The organism is Blastococcus saxobsidens DD2, from assembly GCF_000284015.1.
In the GTDB taxonomy this organism is placed as follows: Bacteria; Actinomycetota; Actinomycetes; order Mycobacteriales; family Geodermatophilaceae; genus Blastococcus; species Blastococcus saxobsidens_A.
In genome coordinates this window covers 1,386,565-1,401,616 of the sequence record NC_016943.1, presented here as the reverse complement: position 1 = coordinate 1,401,616, position 15,052 = coordinate 1,386,565, and the positions used below count along the sequence as shown (strand labels likewise).

Below are 15,052 nucleotides of genomic sequence, written 5' to 3'. Positions count from 1 at the left end.
ACGAGGACGGTAGCCCTCTCCGGGGCCGCCGCCCACCCGCGAGGCGACAGCGATCAGCGCTCCGCCGTCGCGTGGATCGGCCCCTCGGTGCTCGCCAGCCGCTCCCCCGAACCGCCCCAGCGCCCGGCGATGATCTCCGCGGCGATCGACACGGCGGTCTCCTCCGGCGTCCGGGCCCCCAGGTCCAGGCCGATCGGCGAGGACAGCCGGCCGATCTCCTCCTTGCTCAACCCCGCCTCCTCCAGCCGGACCAGCCGGTCGTCGTGGGTGCGCCGCGAGCCCATCGCACCGACGTAGGCGACCGCGATCCGCAGCGCCACCTCCAGCAGCGGGACGTCGAACTTCGGGTCGTGGGTGAGCACGCACAGCACGGTGCGCTCGTCGATCCGGCCGCCGTCGACCTCGGCCTGCAGGTAGCGGTGCGGCCACTCGACGACGACCTCGTGCGCGTCCGGGAAGCGCTTGGCCGTGGCGAACACCGGCCGCGCGTCGCACACGGTCACCCGGTAGCCCAGGAACGCCCCGACCCGCGCCACGGCGGCGGCGAAGTCGATCGCGCCGAAGACGATCATCCGGGCGGCCGGCGCGAACGAGTTGACGAACAGCGTCAGGTCGTCGCCGCGCCGCTCGCCGTCGTGCCCGATGTGCAGCTGCCCGGTCCGGCCGGCGGCCAGCATCCCGCGCGCATCGGCCGCCACCGCGTCGTCCAGCCGCTGCAGCCCCAGCGAGCCCGACGCGCGGTCCGGCCACAGCACCATCCGCCGGCCCAGCCGGTCCTCCGGGCCGTCGATCAGGGTGACGACGGCGACCGGCTCGTGCCGGCCGATCGACTCGGCGATCTCCCCGAGCTCGGGGAACGACTCGCGCGACACCGACTCCACGAAGACGTGCATGATGCCGCCGCAGGTCAGCCCGACGGCGAAGGCGTCGTCGTCGGCGATGCCGTACCGCTGCAGGGTCGGCACCCCGGTCTCGACGACCTCCTTGGCCTCCTCGTACACCGCGCCCTCGACGCAGCCGCCGGACACGCTGCCCACCGCCGTGCCGTCGGGGCCCACGAGCATCGACGCACCGGCCGGGCGCGGTGCCGAGCGCCAGGTGCCCACGACGGTGCCCACGCCGACGGTCTCCCCCGCCTGCCACCACCCGATCAGGTCGTCAAGTACATCGCGCATTCGACTGGTCCTCTCCGGCCCCGTCCCGAGCCTCGTCCACGCGGGCGCGGCGCGCGCATGTCGTCCTCCTGGGTGCTGTCACGCCCTCCGCGCGGCCGTCGCATGTCGCTCGACCACGGCGGCGAGTTCTTCCAGGCTCGCCACGTTGTGTCCGGCCAGGAAGAGGTCCAGGTGCGGCACGGCCGCGGCCATCCCCCGCGCGAGCGGTTGGTAGCGGGGGTCGCCCTTGAGCGGGTTGAGCCACACCAGCCGGTGCGCGAGCCGGGAGAGCCGCGCGGTGGCCGCGCCGAGCCGCTCGGGGTCGTCGCGGTCGAGACCGTCGGAGCAGATCACCACGACCGCCCCCCGCAGCGCCGCGTGACCCCGCCGCAGGTCCAGTAACCGGACGAGTGAGGTGGCCAGCAAGGTCCCGCCGTCCCAGTCGGCGACCTGCCGGCCCACCTCGGCGAGCGCGCGGTCGGCGGAGTCGTGACGGAGCGCGTCGGTGACCCGGCTCAACCGCACCCCCACGGTGTAGACCTCGACCCGGTGCCCGGCATGCAGGAGCGCATGACCGAAGCGCAGCAGCGCCTGCGCGTACGGCGTCATCGAGCCCGAGACGTCGACGACCAGGGTCACCGGCCGCTGCCGGACTCGTCTGCGCCGGCGGCCGAGCCGGGCCGGCTCACCGTCGGTGGCCAGTGACCGGCGCAGTGTGGAGCGCATGTCCAGGTACCGACCGCTGGAGGCTGGGCGCCGGCGCCGACTGAGCCGTCGGGGCAGCCGCACCCGCAGCCGCCGGATCATCAGCGCCGCGATCCGACGCTCCTCCGCGGTCATGCGGGCGAAGGACTTGACGCGCACGCGCTCGGCCTCGCTGGCCTCGACCCGGGCTTCCTCCGGCAGCTCCAGCGGCTCCTCCCCCACCGCGACGTCCATCGCGGGCCGGGCGAGGGGCTCGTCGTCGAGGACGCTCGGCGGCGCGTGCGGTGGGGCCGGCGGCGGGGCGTCATCGGCATCCGCCGCGGCGAAGAACTCCGCGAACGCCCGGGCGTAGGCGGGCAGCACGGCGACGTCGGTGGCCAGGACCGCCCGCCCGGCCCAGTAGAGCTCGGCCGTCGTCGTCGGTCGGAGCAGGTACAGCGCTTCCAGGAAGGCAGCGGTCTGCACCGGGCCGACCGCCACGCCGCGACGTCGCAGCAGGTCGGTGAACTCGACGCAGGTCCGGCCGAGTTCCTCTCCCGCCATCCCGGCGGCGGTCACCGGGGTCAGCTCGCGGAGTCGGGGACGACGTCGTCGATCGCCTCGACCACCGCCCGCTGGTCGTCGACGTCCTTGATCAGGGCGGCGAGTGTGTCCAGCGCCGTCTGTCGGTCCAGCTTGGCCAGGCCGAGCATGTGCAGCGCGCTGGCCCAGTCCACGGCCTCACCGACGCCGGGCCGGTTCACCAGGTCCAGACCGCGGATGCGGGCCACCGCGCCCGCCACCTCGGCCGCCAGGGACTCCGGAACCTGGGGCGCGCGTACCCGCAGGATCGCCAGCTCCCGCTGGGCGTCGGGGTGCGCCACCCAGCTGTACAGGCAGCGCCGCCGGACGGCGTTGTGCAGGTCGCGAGTGCGGTTGGAGGTGAGGACGACGAGCGGCCGGGTGGCCGCTGTGACACGCCCCAGCTCCGGGATGGTGACCGAGAAGTCCGACAGCAGCTCCAGCAGGAACGCCTCGAACTCGTCGTCCGCACGATCCAGCTCGTCGATGAGCAGGACCGCTCCCGACCCCTGTTCGAGCGCGGTGAGCAGCGGACGCGGCAGCAGGAACTCACGCGTGAAGACGTCGGCATGCGCCCGGCCCTCGCGCACGGCCAGCAGCTGGCGCGCGTAGTGCCAGTCGTACAGCGCCTGGCTGGTGTCGATGCCCTCGTAGCACTGCAGACGGATCAGCTCTCGCCCCAGCAGGCGGGACAAGGCGAGGGCGATCTCGGTCTTGCCGACCCCGTTCTCCCCCTCGAGCAAGAGGGGGCGCCCCATGCGCAGAGCCAGGAACGCCGCCATCGCCAACCCGTCGTCGGCCAGGTAGTCGACCTCGACGAGGGCTCGCTTGAGGTCGGCCACCGTGCTGAGGCCTGCGTTCGGCGCGGCAGGCGAGGAGGTGGCGGTCACGGTGGTGGTCACGGTGGTGGTCAGGCCTCCCGGTCGCGCCGGCCGGTCAGCCGCCGCCCGATCCGACGGGCGAATCCGGCGAGTACCACCCAGATGATGCGGAAGCCGGAGAGCGCCGCACCGTCACCGTGGACCTCCCGGGGGGCCGTCCGGACCACGGCGGCCGGTGCGCCTGCTGCGTGCGGCTGGTCGGCAGCCTCGGCCGGTCCGCCGGTGGCGGTCGGCTCCTGGTCGGTCGTCAGGCGGGACTGCAGCCGGTCGGCGAACTGCTTGGTCATCGTCTTCGAGACGTCGGCGATCATGCCGCGGCCGAACGAGGCGATCTGCCCGGCCACCTTGAGGTCCTGAACGATCTCGACGGTGCTCGATCCTGCCACCGGCCCCGGGACGACGGCGACGACGACGTCCGCGCTGGCGCTACCGCGGCCGCCCTTGTCCTTGCCTGCGCCGGTCAGCCGCAGACGACGCTGCTCGTCGTCCCGCTCGACCATGGACACGTCCCCGGAGAAGGCCAGCGCCACCGGGCCGAACTTGATCTTCAGCCTCCCCCGCCAATGGGTGTCGTCGACGGTCTCGACCAGTTCCGCGCCCGGCATGCACGGCACGAGGTTCTCGACCTCGAGCAGGTGCGCCCAGACCGTCTGAGGGTCGGCGGTGACGGTGAACGAGTTCTGCAGCTCCATTAGGCGCTCTGCTCCTTCTGCTGCTCGCGGGCCGCGAGCACGGTGGCGACGATGTCCGAGGGCTTGACCGGCAGGTTGCGCACGTGCATCCCGAACTCCCGGAGCGCGTCGTCGATCGCCGCGGAGATGACACCGGGCGTGGCCATGCGGCCGCCCTCACCACCGCCCTTGATGCCGTACTCGGTGTAGGGCGACGGCGTCTCGACATGGCCGAGTTTCATCGCCGGGATCTCGTTGGCGGTGGGGATGAGGTAGTCCATGAAGGTCGAGGACTTGAACTGGCCGTCCTCGTCATAGGCCAGTTCCTCCAGCAGCGCCGTCCCCACTCCCTGCGCAGTTCCGCCGGTGACGTGTCCCCCCAGCGTGATCGGGTTGACGATGGTGCCGGCGTCGTGGACCGCCACGTAGTCCAGCCACGACGTCTTGCCCGTGTCCGGATCCACCTCCATCACCGCGATGTGGCAGTTGTGGCCCATGATCGGGTAGAAGATGCCCAGGTCGCTGCGGTCCGGCGACGGCAGCGTGGTCAACGGGTGGTCGTAGGTGAACTGCTCCTCCAGCCCGCTGGTCATGCCCGGCGGCAGGTTCAGCGCGAAGAAGTAGGCGGTCGCGGCGACCTCGCCCAGGCTCAGACCCACCTCCGGCGCGCCCTTGACCTGCACCCGCGCGTCGGTGATCTCCATGTCCTCCGGCGGCACCTCGAGGGTGTGCGCGGCGATCTCGATGATCTTCTTTTGCAGCTTCTTGGCCGCGCCGCGGATCGCGCCGGTGACCATGACCGTGAAGCGGCTGCCACCGGGGCCGGTGCCGGGCAGGGCGTGCGCCGAGTCGGCGTACCGGATGTTGACCCTGTCCGGCTCGACGCCGAACTCCTCGGCGACCACCATCGCCGCCACCGTCTCGGGGCTGTTGCCCCACATGGCCTGCGAGTGCAGCAGAACCTGGAACTCGCCGGCCGGATCGACGGTGATCGTCGCACTCTCCGGGCTGGAGGTGATCGGGAACGCCGGCTCGTCGAACCAGTACCAGAACTCCGTGGAGCTGAACACGCTGCGCTCCTGCGTGGTGACCAGGCCGATCCCGATGTACCGGCCCTCCTCCTCGCGCAGCCGCTGCTGTTCCTTGCGCCAGTGCTCGAGGTCGATCAGCGACAGCGCCTTGTCGAGCACGGCGTCGTAGTTGCCGCTGTCGTAGAGGTTCCCGCCGGGGATCTTGTGCGGGAACTGCTCGGGCTGGATGAAGTTCTTCCGGCGGATGACCTCCGGGGCCATCCCCAGCCGCTCGGCGGCCTGGTCCACCAGGCGCTCCAGCACCCAGTTGTGCACCTCGGACCCGAACCCGCGATAGGCGCCCTGCTGGCACTTGTTGGTGAGTACCGCGCGCAGGTGGTAACGGAGGTTCGCGAAGTTGTACGGACCGACGCACTGGGAGAGCGCGTTGCCGTGGGTGCCGACGCCGAACTGAAGGTAGGCGCCGTAGTCGTCGACGACGTCGACGTCCATGCCGAGGATGATGCCGTCGGAGGTCAGGGCGAGCTTGGCGTCGTAGTAGCGGTCCGACGCGTGGTGGTCGGAGTTCATCAGGTGGTCGAGCCGGTCCTCCACGTAGGACACCGGCCGGTTGACCTGCAGGGCCAGGAAGCCGGCGAGGGTCGGCACCTTGTGCGCGGTGAACTTGCTGCCGAAGCTCCCACCCGCGGGGACGGGGTTGATCGTCACCCGGTTGCTGGGTAGCTTGAGAGCGGTGGCGATCAGCCACACGAAGTAGCTGAAGTTCATCGAGTTGCAGAAGATCTCCAGGACGCCGTTGAGGCCGGGCCGGGCGATCGCGCCCGTGGTCTCCAGCGGCATGCCGGCCGAGCGACCCCAGTGCAGCGTGTCCGAGACGACGAGGTCGGCGGTCTGGAAGGCCTCGTCCACCTCGCCGAAGGTGAAGGTGCGCTCGTAGGCCAGGTTGCTGCCGTGCTCCTCGTGCAGCAGCGCGGCGTCCTCCTGCAGCGCCTTGATCGGGTCGACCACCGGCGGGAGTTCCTCGAACTCCACGTCCAGGGCGTCGACCCCGTCCTCGGCGATGTACCGGCTCTCGGCGATGACGGCCACCACGGCCTCGCCGACGTACCGGACCTTGTCCACGGCCAGCGGGTACTGGCTGATCGTGGGCGGACCGAAGTTCATGCAGGGGTTCATCTTCGCCTTGCAGTCCTCACCGGTGACCACGGCGACGACGCCGGGGATGGCGAGGGCGGCGGAGGCGTCGATCGAGACGATCCGCCCGTGGGCCACCGGGCTGCGGAAGATCGCGGCGTGCAGGAGGCCGGGGATCTTCTGGTCGGCGATGAAGCCACCGCGGCCGGTGAGCAGTCGTGGGTCCTCGACCCGCTTCATGCTCCGGCCGATGTACTTGCGCTTGATCTGGCCGGTCGCGCCGGTGGCGGCCGGCGCGGGGGTGATGTCGGCGCTCATCGGGTCACGCTCCCGTGCGAGTCGGAGGAGCCGCCGGTGCCGGTGCCGCTGGCGATGGGCGCCGGGGAATCGCCGCGCAGCTTGCGGGCCGCGCACTGCACGGCGTTGACGATGTTCTGGTACCCCGTGCAACGGCAGAGGATCCCGGAGATGTCCTGGCGGACCTCCTCGTCGGTGCGGTCGCGGCCGTCGTCGAGGATCTCCTTCGTGCGCAGGACCATCGCCGGGGTGCAGAAACCGCACTGGAGGCCGTGCTCCTCGTGGAAGGCCTCCTGGATCGGGTGCAAGTTGTTCGGGTCTCCCGACAGGCTCTCCACCGTCTCCACGTCGTGGCCGTCGGCCTGCACGGCGAGCATCAGGCAGGCGCGCACCGACTCGCCGTCGAGCAGCACGGTGCAGCAGCCGCACACCCCGTGCTCGCAACCGAGGTGGACGCTGACCAGGTCGCGTTCGTCGCGGAGCCAGTCGGCGAGGGTGAGGCGGGTGTCCACGGAGCTGGTCACCTCGCGGCCGTTGAGGCGCGCGGTGATCCTGCGCTGCAGCGTCGGGCCTGCGTCGAGCCCGGTCTGGCTGGTCACGAGCGGTTTCCTTCCTGGGCGGCCCGGCGAACCGCCGCGAGGACGGCGCGCTGGGTGACGGTGGCGGCGAGATGCCGGCGGTAGCTGTGGGTGGCGTGCAGGTCGTCGGAGGCGGTGACCTGCTCCTCGACGGCGCGGGCGGCCGCGGCGACGGCGTCGGCCGTGGGCAGCCGGCCGAGCAGCGCGGCCTCGGTCTCCGACGCCCGCACGGGGCGGTCGGTGACGCTGGCGACGCCGATCGCGATCTCCGCCACGCGGCCGGCGTCGTCCAGGCGGAGCTGGGCCGCGGCGGCCGCCAGCGCGAAGTCGCCCTCGCGCCGGGCGACCTCGACGAACCCCCAGCCGGCGCCGGCAGGCGTGATCGGGAACCGGACGGCGACGAGCAGCTCGTCGGGAGCGATGGTGGTGGTCATCCACCCCGCGAAGAAGTCCCGCGCGGCTTCCACACGGCGGCCGGCCGGTCCCTCGATGACCATCTCGGCATCGAGGGTGAGCGCGGCGGTGGGCAGCTCGGCAGCTGAGTCGGCATGCGCCAGGCTGCCCCCGACGGTGCCGCGGTGCCGGTTCTCCACGTGCCCGATGTAGTGGGTCACCGCTGCCAGCAGCGGAACGTTCCGGGCGACCACCGGGTCGCTCTCCAGGCGGTGCTGGCGGACCAGCGCGCCGAGCTCGACGTGGGTCTGCCCCACCTCGAGCTGCTGCAGCGACGTGATGCGGTTGATGTCCACCAGCGCGTCCGGCTTGGCCAGTCGCGTGTTGAGCATCGGCATCAGGCTCTGCCCCCCGGCGAGCACCAGGGCGTCGGTCTCGAACCGAGCCTTGAGCTCGACCGCCTCGGCGACGCTGGCCGGGTCGTAGTAGGCGAAACGTGGCGGCTTCATCGCGCTCCTTTGCGCCGGACGGCGGACGCCACCCGATGAGGACGGAGGTTGTGTCAGCGGGCGGTGACTGGCCCGCGCGTTGTCATCCGTCAACCACTGTGGAGCATGTCACTCGACAACCCCATGGGCCATCACACTGCATCAGCGCCACGGAGTGTGGCGTGGCACAGTTGGCCGTGTGGTACGCATCCCCCCGGCGACCGAGCCCGGGCACACCGTTCCTACCGCAGAGGTCTCGGGTGAGCGGGTCGAGCTGCGCCGCTGGCTGGGTGGCATCGCGAGCATCGCGGCTGTCGTGAACACGCCGGCGTCCCGCACCGAGCTGCTCGAGCTGGTCAGCCGGACGGCGTGCGAGCTCATGGACTACAGGTTCTGCGCGGTCACCCTGGCCGACCCGGACCGCAGGGTCCTGGTGATCGAGGGCTCCAGCGGGCTCTCTGCCGAGTACATCGCCGGCGTGAACGCCGAGCATCCGATCACGCTGCGGCCCGGCGACCCCGACGAGGCGCCCTCCAGCCGGGCGTTCACGACCCGTCGGGCGGTCCACGTGTCCGACATCTCGGTCGCGCCCACCTTCCGCCCTTGGGAGGGCGTTGCCCGGCAGCAGGGCTTCCGATCGATGATCTCGGTGCCGCTGCTGGTGTCCGGCCGCGCCCTCGGCACGCTGAACTGCTACCGCCTGGACGTCCACGAGTTCGGACCCGCCGAGACCGAGCTCCTCACCACCCTCGCCCATCAGGCGGCCATCGCCATCGAGACCGCGCGGCTGCGCGACCACGAGGCGCGCACGATCGCCGACCTGCGCGAGCTCAACCGCTCACTGGCCGAGCAGCATGCCCTGCTGCAGCAGGGCGAGCAGATCCACCGGGAGCTCACGGCGGTCGCACTGCGGACCGGTGGGATCTCGGCCGTCTCCGCCGCGCTGGCCCCGCTGCTGCGCCGGCCGGTCCTGGTGGAGGACCCGGTCGGCACGCCGCTGGCCTCCACGGCGCACGAGGGTCGGACCGTGGACGCGCCACCTCCGGCCGAGCGGGACCTCGACCACCCGGCGCCGCACGAACTGGCCGACGTCTCCGGGTGGCCCACGGCCGCCCCGCCCGGCCCACGGGTGGTCGCGCCGGTCCTGCTCGGCAACGAGGTGGTGGCCCGGATCTGGCTGCCCGGGTCGCTGGCCGAACTCAGCCCCCTCGATCGCCGGGCGCTGGAGCACGCCGCGACCGTCTCGGCCCTCGAACTGCTGCGGGCCCGAACCGCCCTCGAGGTCGAATGGCGCTTGTCGGGAGAGGTGATCGGCGACCTGCTGACCGGCGACCCGGCGGCGCTCGCCACCATCACGTCGCGCGCCGCCCGACTATGGCATGACCTGGACACCCCGCACGCGACCCTGGTTCTCAAGATCGATCCCGAGCGTCACGACGACGTCCAGGCCGCGCTGGGTGCCGCCCGCTCCGTGTCGGCCGCGATCCGTCCCCGGCCGCTGGTGTCCGCCGTCGGGGACTACGTCGTCGCGCTCTGGCCGGTGGCCGACGGGGACCTCACGGCCTGCGTGACAGGCGCCGACGCCATGCGCCGCGCGATCCGCGCTCAAGCCCGCGGCGCGACCGCGTCGGTTGCCGTCGTCCGCCCCTGCACCAGCCTGCAGGACCACGCTGCGGCTTTCCGGCTGGGCCGGGGGGCGGTCGAGCTCTCCCGCCTCCGCGGACGCCGGGACGTGACCGTGACGCTGGCCGACCTCGGGGTCTACGGGCTGCTCCTGCAACTCGAGGACACCCGGGAACTGGCGCGCTTCACCGATGAACTGCTGCGCCCTCTCCGCGAGCACGACACCGCCCGGGGCACCGCGTTGCTCGAGACCGTGGTCACTCATCTGCGCCACGACCTGAGCACTGCCGCGACCGCGGCGGCGCTCTACGTCCATCCGAACACCGTGGGATTGCGGATCCGCCGAGCCGAGGATCTGCTCGGCCTCTCGCTCTCCGACGTCGAGTCTCTGACGCAGGTGAAGGTGGCGCTGATGGTCGACGACGTGCTGGCGTTCTCCGCCGCCATCCCACCGCCTCACAGGACCTGACCGGAGGGGCTCGCCGCTCAGTGCTCCGGGTGAACCCGGCGGCCCAGGGCCTCCGACGGGGTGAGGAGGGGCACCAGCCACAGGGCGGCGACCACGAGCAGCCCGGCGGTGCTGCTCGTGTGCTGGATCGCGGCACCGAGCAACGGGGCCCCGAGCAGCACGAGCAGATTGGCCTGCGCGTTCATCAGGCCCACTGCTGCAGCAGGCCGATCGGCGCGCCGGGTCTGGGCGGCTGCCATCACCGCGGCGAACGGGAGGCCGGACGCCATGCCGAGCACGCCCACCGCCAACCCCGCGACGACGACGCCGGACGGCCAGGCCAGCGCGGCCGTCGCCGCGGCCGAGGCCACCAGTGCGCCAACGACCAGCGGCCGGATGCTCGCCGGGTGGCGCCGGGCGAGGTAGCCGCCGAGCGGGCGGCTGACGATCGCCAGCAGCAGGACCAGAGAACCGAGCGTGGCCGCCACCCCGGTGGGCAGCCCCCACACGCGCTCGAAGACGACGGCCACCCAGTTGCTGAGCACCACGCCGAGCCCCAGCGTGACCGCGTGGACAGCGGCCAGCCGGTGCAGCTGACCGTCGCGGAGCACCGAGGCGCCGCCGCGGAGGCGGGGCCGCTCCGCGGAGAGTGTGACCGGGGCGGTGGTCGTTGCGAGCGCGAGCGCGACCGCTCCGGCTGCCAGCAGCGCCGCCGCCGCACCCGTCGCCCACGCCGAGCGCCAACCCAGCACGACGTCCAGGAGGGGGACGACCAGGACCGCGGCGCCGCCGGCGCCGATCGCGACCCCGCCGAAGAGCCCCAGCCCGAGCGGACCCGTCCGGGACTGGCGCGCCAGGTCGGCACCGGCCGAGAAGCAGATCGCGCCGCCCGCGCCGACGACCGCTCGGGCGGCCATGGCCAGCCCCGTGTGTGGCACGGTGAGCGCAGCCAGGTAGGCGGCGATCATCAACGCCAGCCCGAGCAGGCCTGCCCGTCGCGCCCCCCAGCGATCGACCAGCGCCCCGGCGGGCAGCTGGAGCAGGGCATAGGGGATGGCCATCGCGGTGGTGAAGAGCCCGATGACGACGAGATCGACCCCGTACCCGGCCTCCAGCCCGGTGGCGCCGGCACCGGCCGCCGTCAACGACCACCCCGCCGCGCCGCCGACCAGGCAACCCGCTGCCAGGGTGCCGCCCGACCGCACCGCCACGGTCGGCCGCGTCACGCGTGCGCGTTCTGCAGATGCAGGCGCAGGGCGTCGAACCCGAAGTCGCCCTCCGGGTCGCGCCAGACCGAGTGGACGTGGTTCACGTCGCGCTGGGTGTTGTCGTACTCGACCAGCAGTCGGGGCCCCTGCATCCGGTAGTAGTGCGGCTGGTGCCGCTCGGTACCCCCGGCCCACGCGAAGTGCACCTGCCCGAGCCGGTCGCCAGCGAACTTGGCCGCCTCCCGTTCCGCGAGCTCCTCGGGAAGTCGCCCGAGGTAGACGTCCAGGAGCGCGCGCAGCTGCTCCTGCTGGGCCCGCGAGAGATCAGCCGCCGCGACCCCCTTCGGCCGTGCGGTGAGTCGGACGGCATCGTGATCCTGCGGTCGCACTCCGGCCTTCTCCTCGGCACCGCGGTGCATGGCCTCGACCCGCTCCGCGAGGCGCGGCTCGGAGAAGACACCCCGCCAGACGTCCGGGAGCGGCAGGAGCCGGTCGCCGTCGCCGATGCGCGGTCGATTGCCCCCGACGATGTCGACGGGGGCAGTGCCGGTGAGCAGGGCGCGCTCGGCCTGGGACTCGTCGAGGGAGCGCACCAGCTCGCGGGCCAGATCCTCGGCGCCCCCGAGCGGCCGCAGCAGGTGCGGGCCCAGGAGGGGCGACTCCGCGGGATCCGCGCCCAGGAAGCACGGCGTGCTCGCCTGCACCTCGCCGTCCACGACGAGGACATTGAGCGAGATGTGATGTCCGCCGAAGCGCCACGACCACGTGCCGTGATCCCCCGGCTCGCCGAAGACTCGGAGCCAGTACAGCTGAGGGTCGCGCCCGCGCTCGCGGCCCCAGTCGACCTGCCACCCCTCCAGCTCGTCGAGAACGTTCTCCAGTCCCATGATCGTCGACACGGTGACGTAGCCCGCGCGAGACAGCCCCGTGGCGACGAGCTGCATGGCCAGGCTCTGCTGCGCCGGCCGCATGTCGCGCAGGGCCAGCCCGCCGTGGTCGGTGGGCGTGTAGAACCAGCGCAGCCGCTCTCCGCCGTCCTCCCACGGCCACGCGGCCTGCGCCCGCTGAGCGTCGTCGAGGCCGGCCAGCCAGGCGCGCGCCGCGGCCGCCATCCGGTCCGCGACGGCGCTCTCCCGAGCCGGCGGCGTCATCGTCGTCCTCTTCCTGTCGTGTCCAGTCGTGCCCGGGCCGACCCTCAGCGGTCGGGGCCGTAGAGGCCAAAGCGCAGGTTGAGGTCGGCGGGGTCGGCGTCGCTGTCGACCTGGTAGTGCCGCCCCATCCGGCCCACCCGCTTCACCAGGCTGCGTCCCAGCTCGAGGCGACCGGGCTCCCACTTCTGGAGCGCTGTGACCACGTCGCCGTCCGTGCTGCGCATCGCGTCCGCGAGTGCCCAGGCGTCTGCGGCCGCCTTGGCCGTGCCGGCCGCGGCGTGCGGGCGGGCCGCGAACGCGGCGTCCCCGATGAGACAGACCCGCCCGAAGGCCATGCGCGGGACCTCGATGTCCAGGACCGGCTGGATGAACGGCTGCTCGGTGCGCAGGACGAGCTCGGCCGCCGCGGGCGGCAGGAGTTCCCGTGCCGCCGCGCGCAACTCCTCGACGTAGCGATCCTGGACCAGCCCCGGGTGCACGGAGACCGGGCAGGGGAACCCGCGCTTGTCCGTCAGCATCTCGTCGAGCTCCGGCCCCTCGGCGACGTTGCGGTACCAGACGTAGTTGAGGTCCCGAGAGCCCACGCGCAGCCCTCCGTCGCGGCCGGGGATCGGGTACATCACGATGTGCGTTCCGGGCGCCGTCGCGTACGCCAGCGAGTCGTGCAGGAGCTCATGGGTGCGCGGGCTGACCTCCGACTCGAGCACCGTTCCCCGCCATCCCACGTAGCCGGAGTAGCGAGGCGCGACCTCGGGCAGCAGCCGGCGGCGGCCGGTCGAGGAGATCCCGTCGGCGAAGACGACCAGGTCCGCGCGTTCCTCGCGTCCGGTGACGAAGCGCAGGGTCACGCCGCCGTCGTCCTGGCTCAGCCCTGCGACGTGCTCGCCCAGGTGGTAGCGGTCGGTGCCGAAGTCGCCGAGCAGCGCCCGGTACGTCGCCGTCCACGAGGTGAAGCGCCAGGACGACGGCACGTCGTAGACCACCGTGTCGTCCTCGCCCAGGTACCGCAGGTGCGACGACCCGGTGCTCACCCGCTCGACGGCTTCGGTTCCGCCGTGCTCGGCGAACCAGCGAACCGTGTCCGGCTGGACGACGATGCCCGCACCACGGCCCTCGAGGGGTTCAGGGGACCGTTCGAAGACGTCCACGCCGAAGCCGAGGTCGCTCAACAGGAGTGCGGCCGTGAGCCCGCCCATGGAGCCGCCCACGACGATGGCTCTCTGCTGGTTCCAGTTCGTCATCCCCAGTCGCTCCCACCGTGTTCGCCCAACCCCGTGACGCACACCAGAGTGACGGCTACCACCGCACGAGACACTGTGCACTCCCCCTGCATGCCAGCCTCCCCCTGTGGTGACTCACAGCGCGGCGAGTATCGGCACGGCTGCACCGAGGGCGTCGACGGCGGCGGCGTCAGGCCCGCGGTCAGCCGACCGCCGCCGGCGAGGGAGCCGCCACGTCCGCTTCCTTCTCCGCCAGACCGCCGGCGGGGATGCGCGCGGAGAAGGTGGTCCCCTCACCGGGCACGGACTCGACGGTCAGCGTTCCGCCATGGCCTTCCTGGACCACTCCCCGAGCCAGCGGGAGGCCCTGCCCGCTGCCACGGCCGACGTCCTTGGTCGTGAAGAACGGATCGAAGATCTTCGGGAGTACGTCCTCGGGGATTCCGCCGCCGGTGTCACTGATGCGGGCGACGACCTCTTCACCGTCCAGAGCCGTGGCCACCGTGATCACCCCCCGGCGTCCGGTCTCCTCGATGGCGTCCGCCGCGTTCACGATCAGATTCAGGAACACCTGGTTGAGGTCGGCGATGTTGCACCGCACAGGCGGCAGGTCGGCCAGCTCCAGCACCAGGTCTGCCACGTCGCTGACCTGGTGACGGGTGACGGTCACCGTGGCAGTCACCGCCTCGTTGAGGTCGGCCGGCGCCTGCTCCTTGTGCCCCTGGTGGCTGAACGTCTTCATGGCCCGGACGATCGTCGACACCCGGTCGATGCCCTCCAGCGTCTGCTCGACTGCGCTGGGAATCTCCTTCTCGAGGTAGTCGAAGTCGATGCCCGCCTCGGCCTGGCGCACGCGCTCCTGCCGCTCGATCCACCCGATGGGATTGGAGGTGTCCAACAGCCCCCGGTAGACCTCGACCACCCGGATGAGTTCCTGGTAGGCCTCCTCGAGGAACCGGGCGTTGTCACCGACGAACTGGATGGGCGAGTTGATCTCGTGCGCCAGGCCGGCGGCGAGTGGGTACGGCTTACGCGGTGTGGACCGGTGTCGGCGCCGTCGGCACGGCAGTGTGCGGCATGTTGTGGCTCGGTGACCCCGCCGCCTTCGTGCGCATTGCGTCGATCCTGATGATCGTCGGCGGGATCGTGGGCCTCAACTTGGCCGGTTCGAACGCGCACTGACCGGTCCCCCTCGGGTCTTGCTGAACGGGGCGCAAAAGGCGAGCGCGGCACTCGTCAGCCGCACGAGCGGGCCGGCAGACGAACGTGGTGTCGATTCCGCGCGTCAGGTTCCTTCCGGCTGTCCATCGCGCTGCACCGCTCGTGATGCTCGCAGGGGGAAGCTCCTCGGATCGGTCACCGACTCGGCGCGCTGAAGCAGGGCCGAACACCCTCCCATGCGCGGGCGGGGCGAGCAGCCCCCCCACGAGTCCACGCTCGGCGTCCCCGCTCGCCGTCCCAGACAGGGGGCTTGACGCACTGTAATGCCGTTCACTAGCCTGATCTCGC

13 protein-coding genes are annotated in these 15,052 nt (G+C 72.1%); 2 read left to right on the top strand and 11 right to left on the bottom strand.

Translation table 11 applies throughout. The annotated features are described in order from the left end of the window. Positions 1 to 53 precede the first annotated feature (53 nt). The 7 genes from BLASA_RS06640 to BLASA_RS06610 form a co-directional block, all read right to left on the bottom strand. Entirely contained in the window at positions 54 to 1,175 is a 1,122-nt protein-coding gene (locus BLASA_RS06640) for an XdhC family protein (RefSeq protein ID WP_014375294.1), read from the bottom strand. A gap of 78 nt (positions 1,176 to 1,253) precedes the next feature. Next, a complete protein-coding gene (locus tag BLASA_RS06635; protein ID WP_014375293.1) occupies positions 1,254 to 2,417 on the bottom strand; it encodes a vWA domain-containing protein in 1,164 nt (387 codons plus the stop codon). Between the two features lie 5 nt (positions 2,418 to 2,422). Continuing rightward, positions 2,423 to 3,322, bottom strand: a complete 900-nt coding sequence (locus tag BLASA_RS06630) for an AAA family ATPase (protein ID WP_014375292.1) — start codon at positions 3,320 to 3,322, stop codon at positions 2,423 to 2,425. Between the two features lie 8 nt (positions 3,323 to 3,330). Next, entirely contained in the window at positions 3,331 to 3,993 is a 663-nt protein-coding gene (locus BLASA_RS06625) for an SRPBCC family protein (RefSeq protein WP_014375291.1), read from the bottom strand. Next, positions 3,993 to 6,455: a xanthine dehydrogenase family protein molybdopterin-binding subunit gene (locus BLASA_RS06620; RefSeq protein ID WP_014375290.1), complete on the bottom strand. Its 2,463-nt coding sequence runs from the start codon at positions 6,453 to 6,455 to the stop codon at positions 3,993 to 3,995. The genes BLASA_RS06625 and BLASA_RS06620 overlap by 1 nt, the downstream gene beginning before the upstream one ends. Then, positions 6,452 to 7,033 (bottom strand): (2Fe-2S)-binding protein, encoded by a 582-nt coding sequence (locus BLASA_RS06615; protein ID WP_014375289.1) that lies wholly within the window; start codon positions 7,031 to 7,033, stop codon positions 6,452 to 6,454. The genes BLASA_RS06620 and BLASA_RS06615 overlap by 4 nt, the downstream gene beginning before the upstream one ends. Continuing rightward, the gene (locus BLASA_RS06610) at positions 7,030 to 7,914 is read right to left on the bottom strand and encodes an FAD binding domain-containing protein (RefSeq protein WP_014375288.1); all 885 of its coding nucleotides are present in this window, start codon (positions 7,912 to 7,914) and stop codon (positions 7,030 to 7,032) included. The genes BLASA_RS06615 and BLASA_RS06610 overlap by 4 nt, the downstream gene beginning before the upstream one ends. Positions 7,915 to 8,092: 178 nt before the next feature. Between BLASA_RS06610 and BLASA_RS06605 the strand changes: the two genes are divergently transcribed. Further along, the gene (locus tag BLASA_RS06605; RefSeq protein WP_014375287.1) at positions 8,093 to 9,985 is read left to right on the top strand and encodes a helix-turn-helix domain-containing protein; all 1,893 of its coding nucleotides are present in this window, start codon (positions 8,093 to 8,095) and stop codon (positions 9,983 to 9,985) included. 17 nt (positions 9,986 to 10,002) lie between these two features. Here BLASA_RS06605 and BLASA_RS06600 read toward each other — a convergent pair whose 3' ends face one another. From BLASA_RS06600 to BLASA_RS06585, 4 genes are all read right to left on the bottom strand, one after another. Further along, a complete protein-coding gene (locus tag BLASA_RS06600) occupies positions 10,003 to 11,190 on the bottom strand; it encodes an MFS transporter (protein WP_014375286.1) in 1,188 nt (395 codons plus the stop codon). Continuing rightward, complete coding sequence (locus tag BLASA_RS06595) at positions 11,187 to 12,323, bottom strand: DUF3500 domain-containing protein (protein WP_014375285.1); 1,137 nt, start codon at positions 12,321 to 12,323, stop codon at positions 11,187 to 11,189. Before BLASA_RS06595 ends, BLASA_RS06600 begins: the two co-directional genes overlap by 4 nt. 44 nt (positions 12,324 to 12,367) lie before the next feature. Next, on the bottom strand, positions 12,368 to 13,564 hold the full coding sequence (locus BLASA_RS06590; protein ID WP_014375284.1) for an FAD-dependent monooxygenase: 1,197 nt from the start codon (positions 13,562 to 13,564) through the stop codon (positions 12,368 to 12,370). A gap of 181 nt (positions 13,565 to 13,745) precedes the next feature. Next, complete coding sequence (locus tag BLASA_RS06585) at positions 13,746 to 14,465, bottom strand: sensor histidine kinase (protein ID WP_014375283.1); 720 nt, start codon at positions 14,463 to 14,465, stop codon at positions 13,746 to 13,748. 95 nt (positions 14,466 to 14,560) lie between these two features. Between BLASA_RS06585 and BLASA_RS24080 the strand changes: the two genes are divergently transcribed. After that, positions 14,561 to 14,725, top strand: coding sequence for a DMT family transporter (locus BLASA_RS24080; protein ID WP_083877949.1), 165 nt, complete (start codon positions 14,561 to 14,563; stop codon positions 14,723 to 14,725). Positions 14,726 to 15,052: the final 327 nt, after the last annotated feature.

What these genes read in the sequence shown, in the direction of transcription:
- BLASA_RS06640 (WP_014375294.1), bottom strand. Translation starts at nt 1,175, where the DNA reads ATGCGCGATGTACTTGACGACCTGATCGGGTGGTGGCAGGCGGGGGAG.
- BLASA_RS06625 (WP_014375291.1), bottom strand. Translation starts at nt 3,993, where the DNA reads ATGGAGCTGCAGAACTCGTTCACCGTCACCGCCGACCCTCAGACGGTC.
- BLASA_RS06620 (WP_014375290.1), bottom strand. Translation starts at nt 6,455, where the DNA reads ATGAGCGCCGACATCACCCCCGCGCCGGCCGCCACCGGCGCGACCGGC.
- BLASA_RS06610 (WP_014375288.1), bottom strand. Translation starts at nt 7,914, where the DNA reads ATGAAGCCGCCACGTTTCGCCTACTACGACCCGGCCAGCGTCGCCGAG.
- BLASA_RS06595 (WP_014375285.1), bottom strand. Translation starts at nt 12,323, where the DNA reads ATGACGCCGCCGGCTCGGGAGAGCGCCGTCGCGGACCGGATGGCGGCC.
- BLASA_RS06590 (WP_014375284.1), bottom strand. Translation starts at nt 13,564, where the DNA reads ATGACGAACTGGAACCAGCAGAGAGCCATCGTCGTGGGCGGCTCCATG.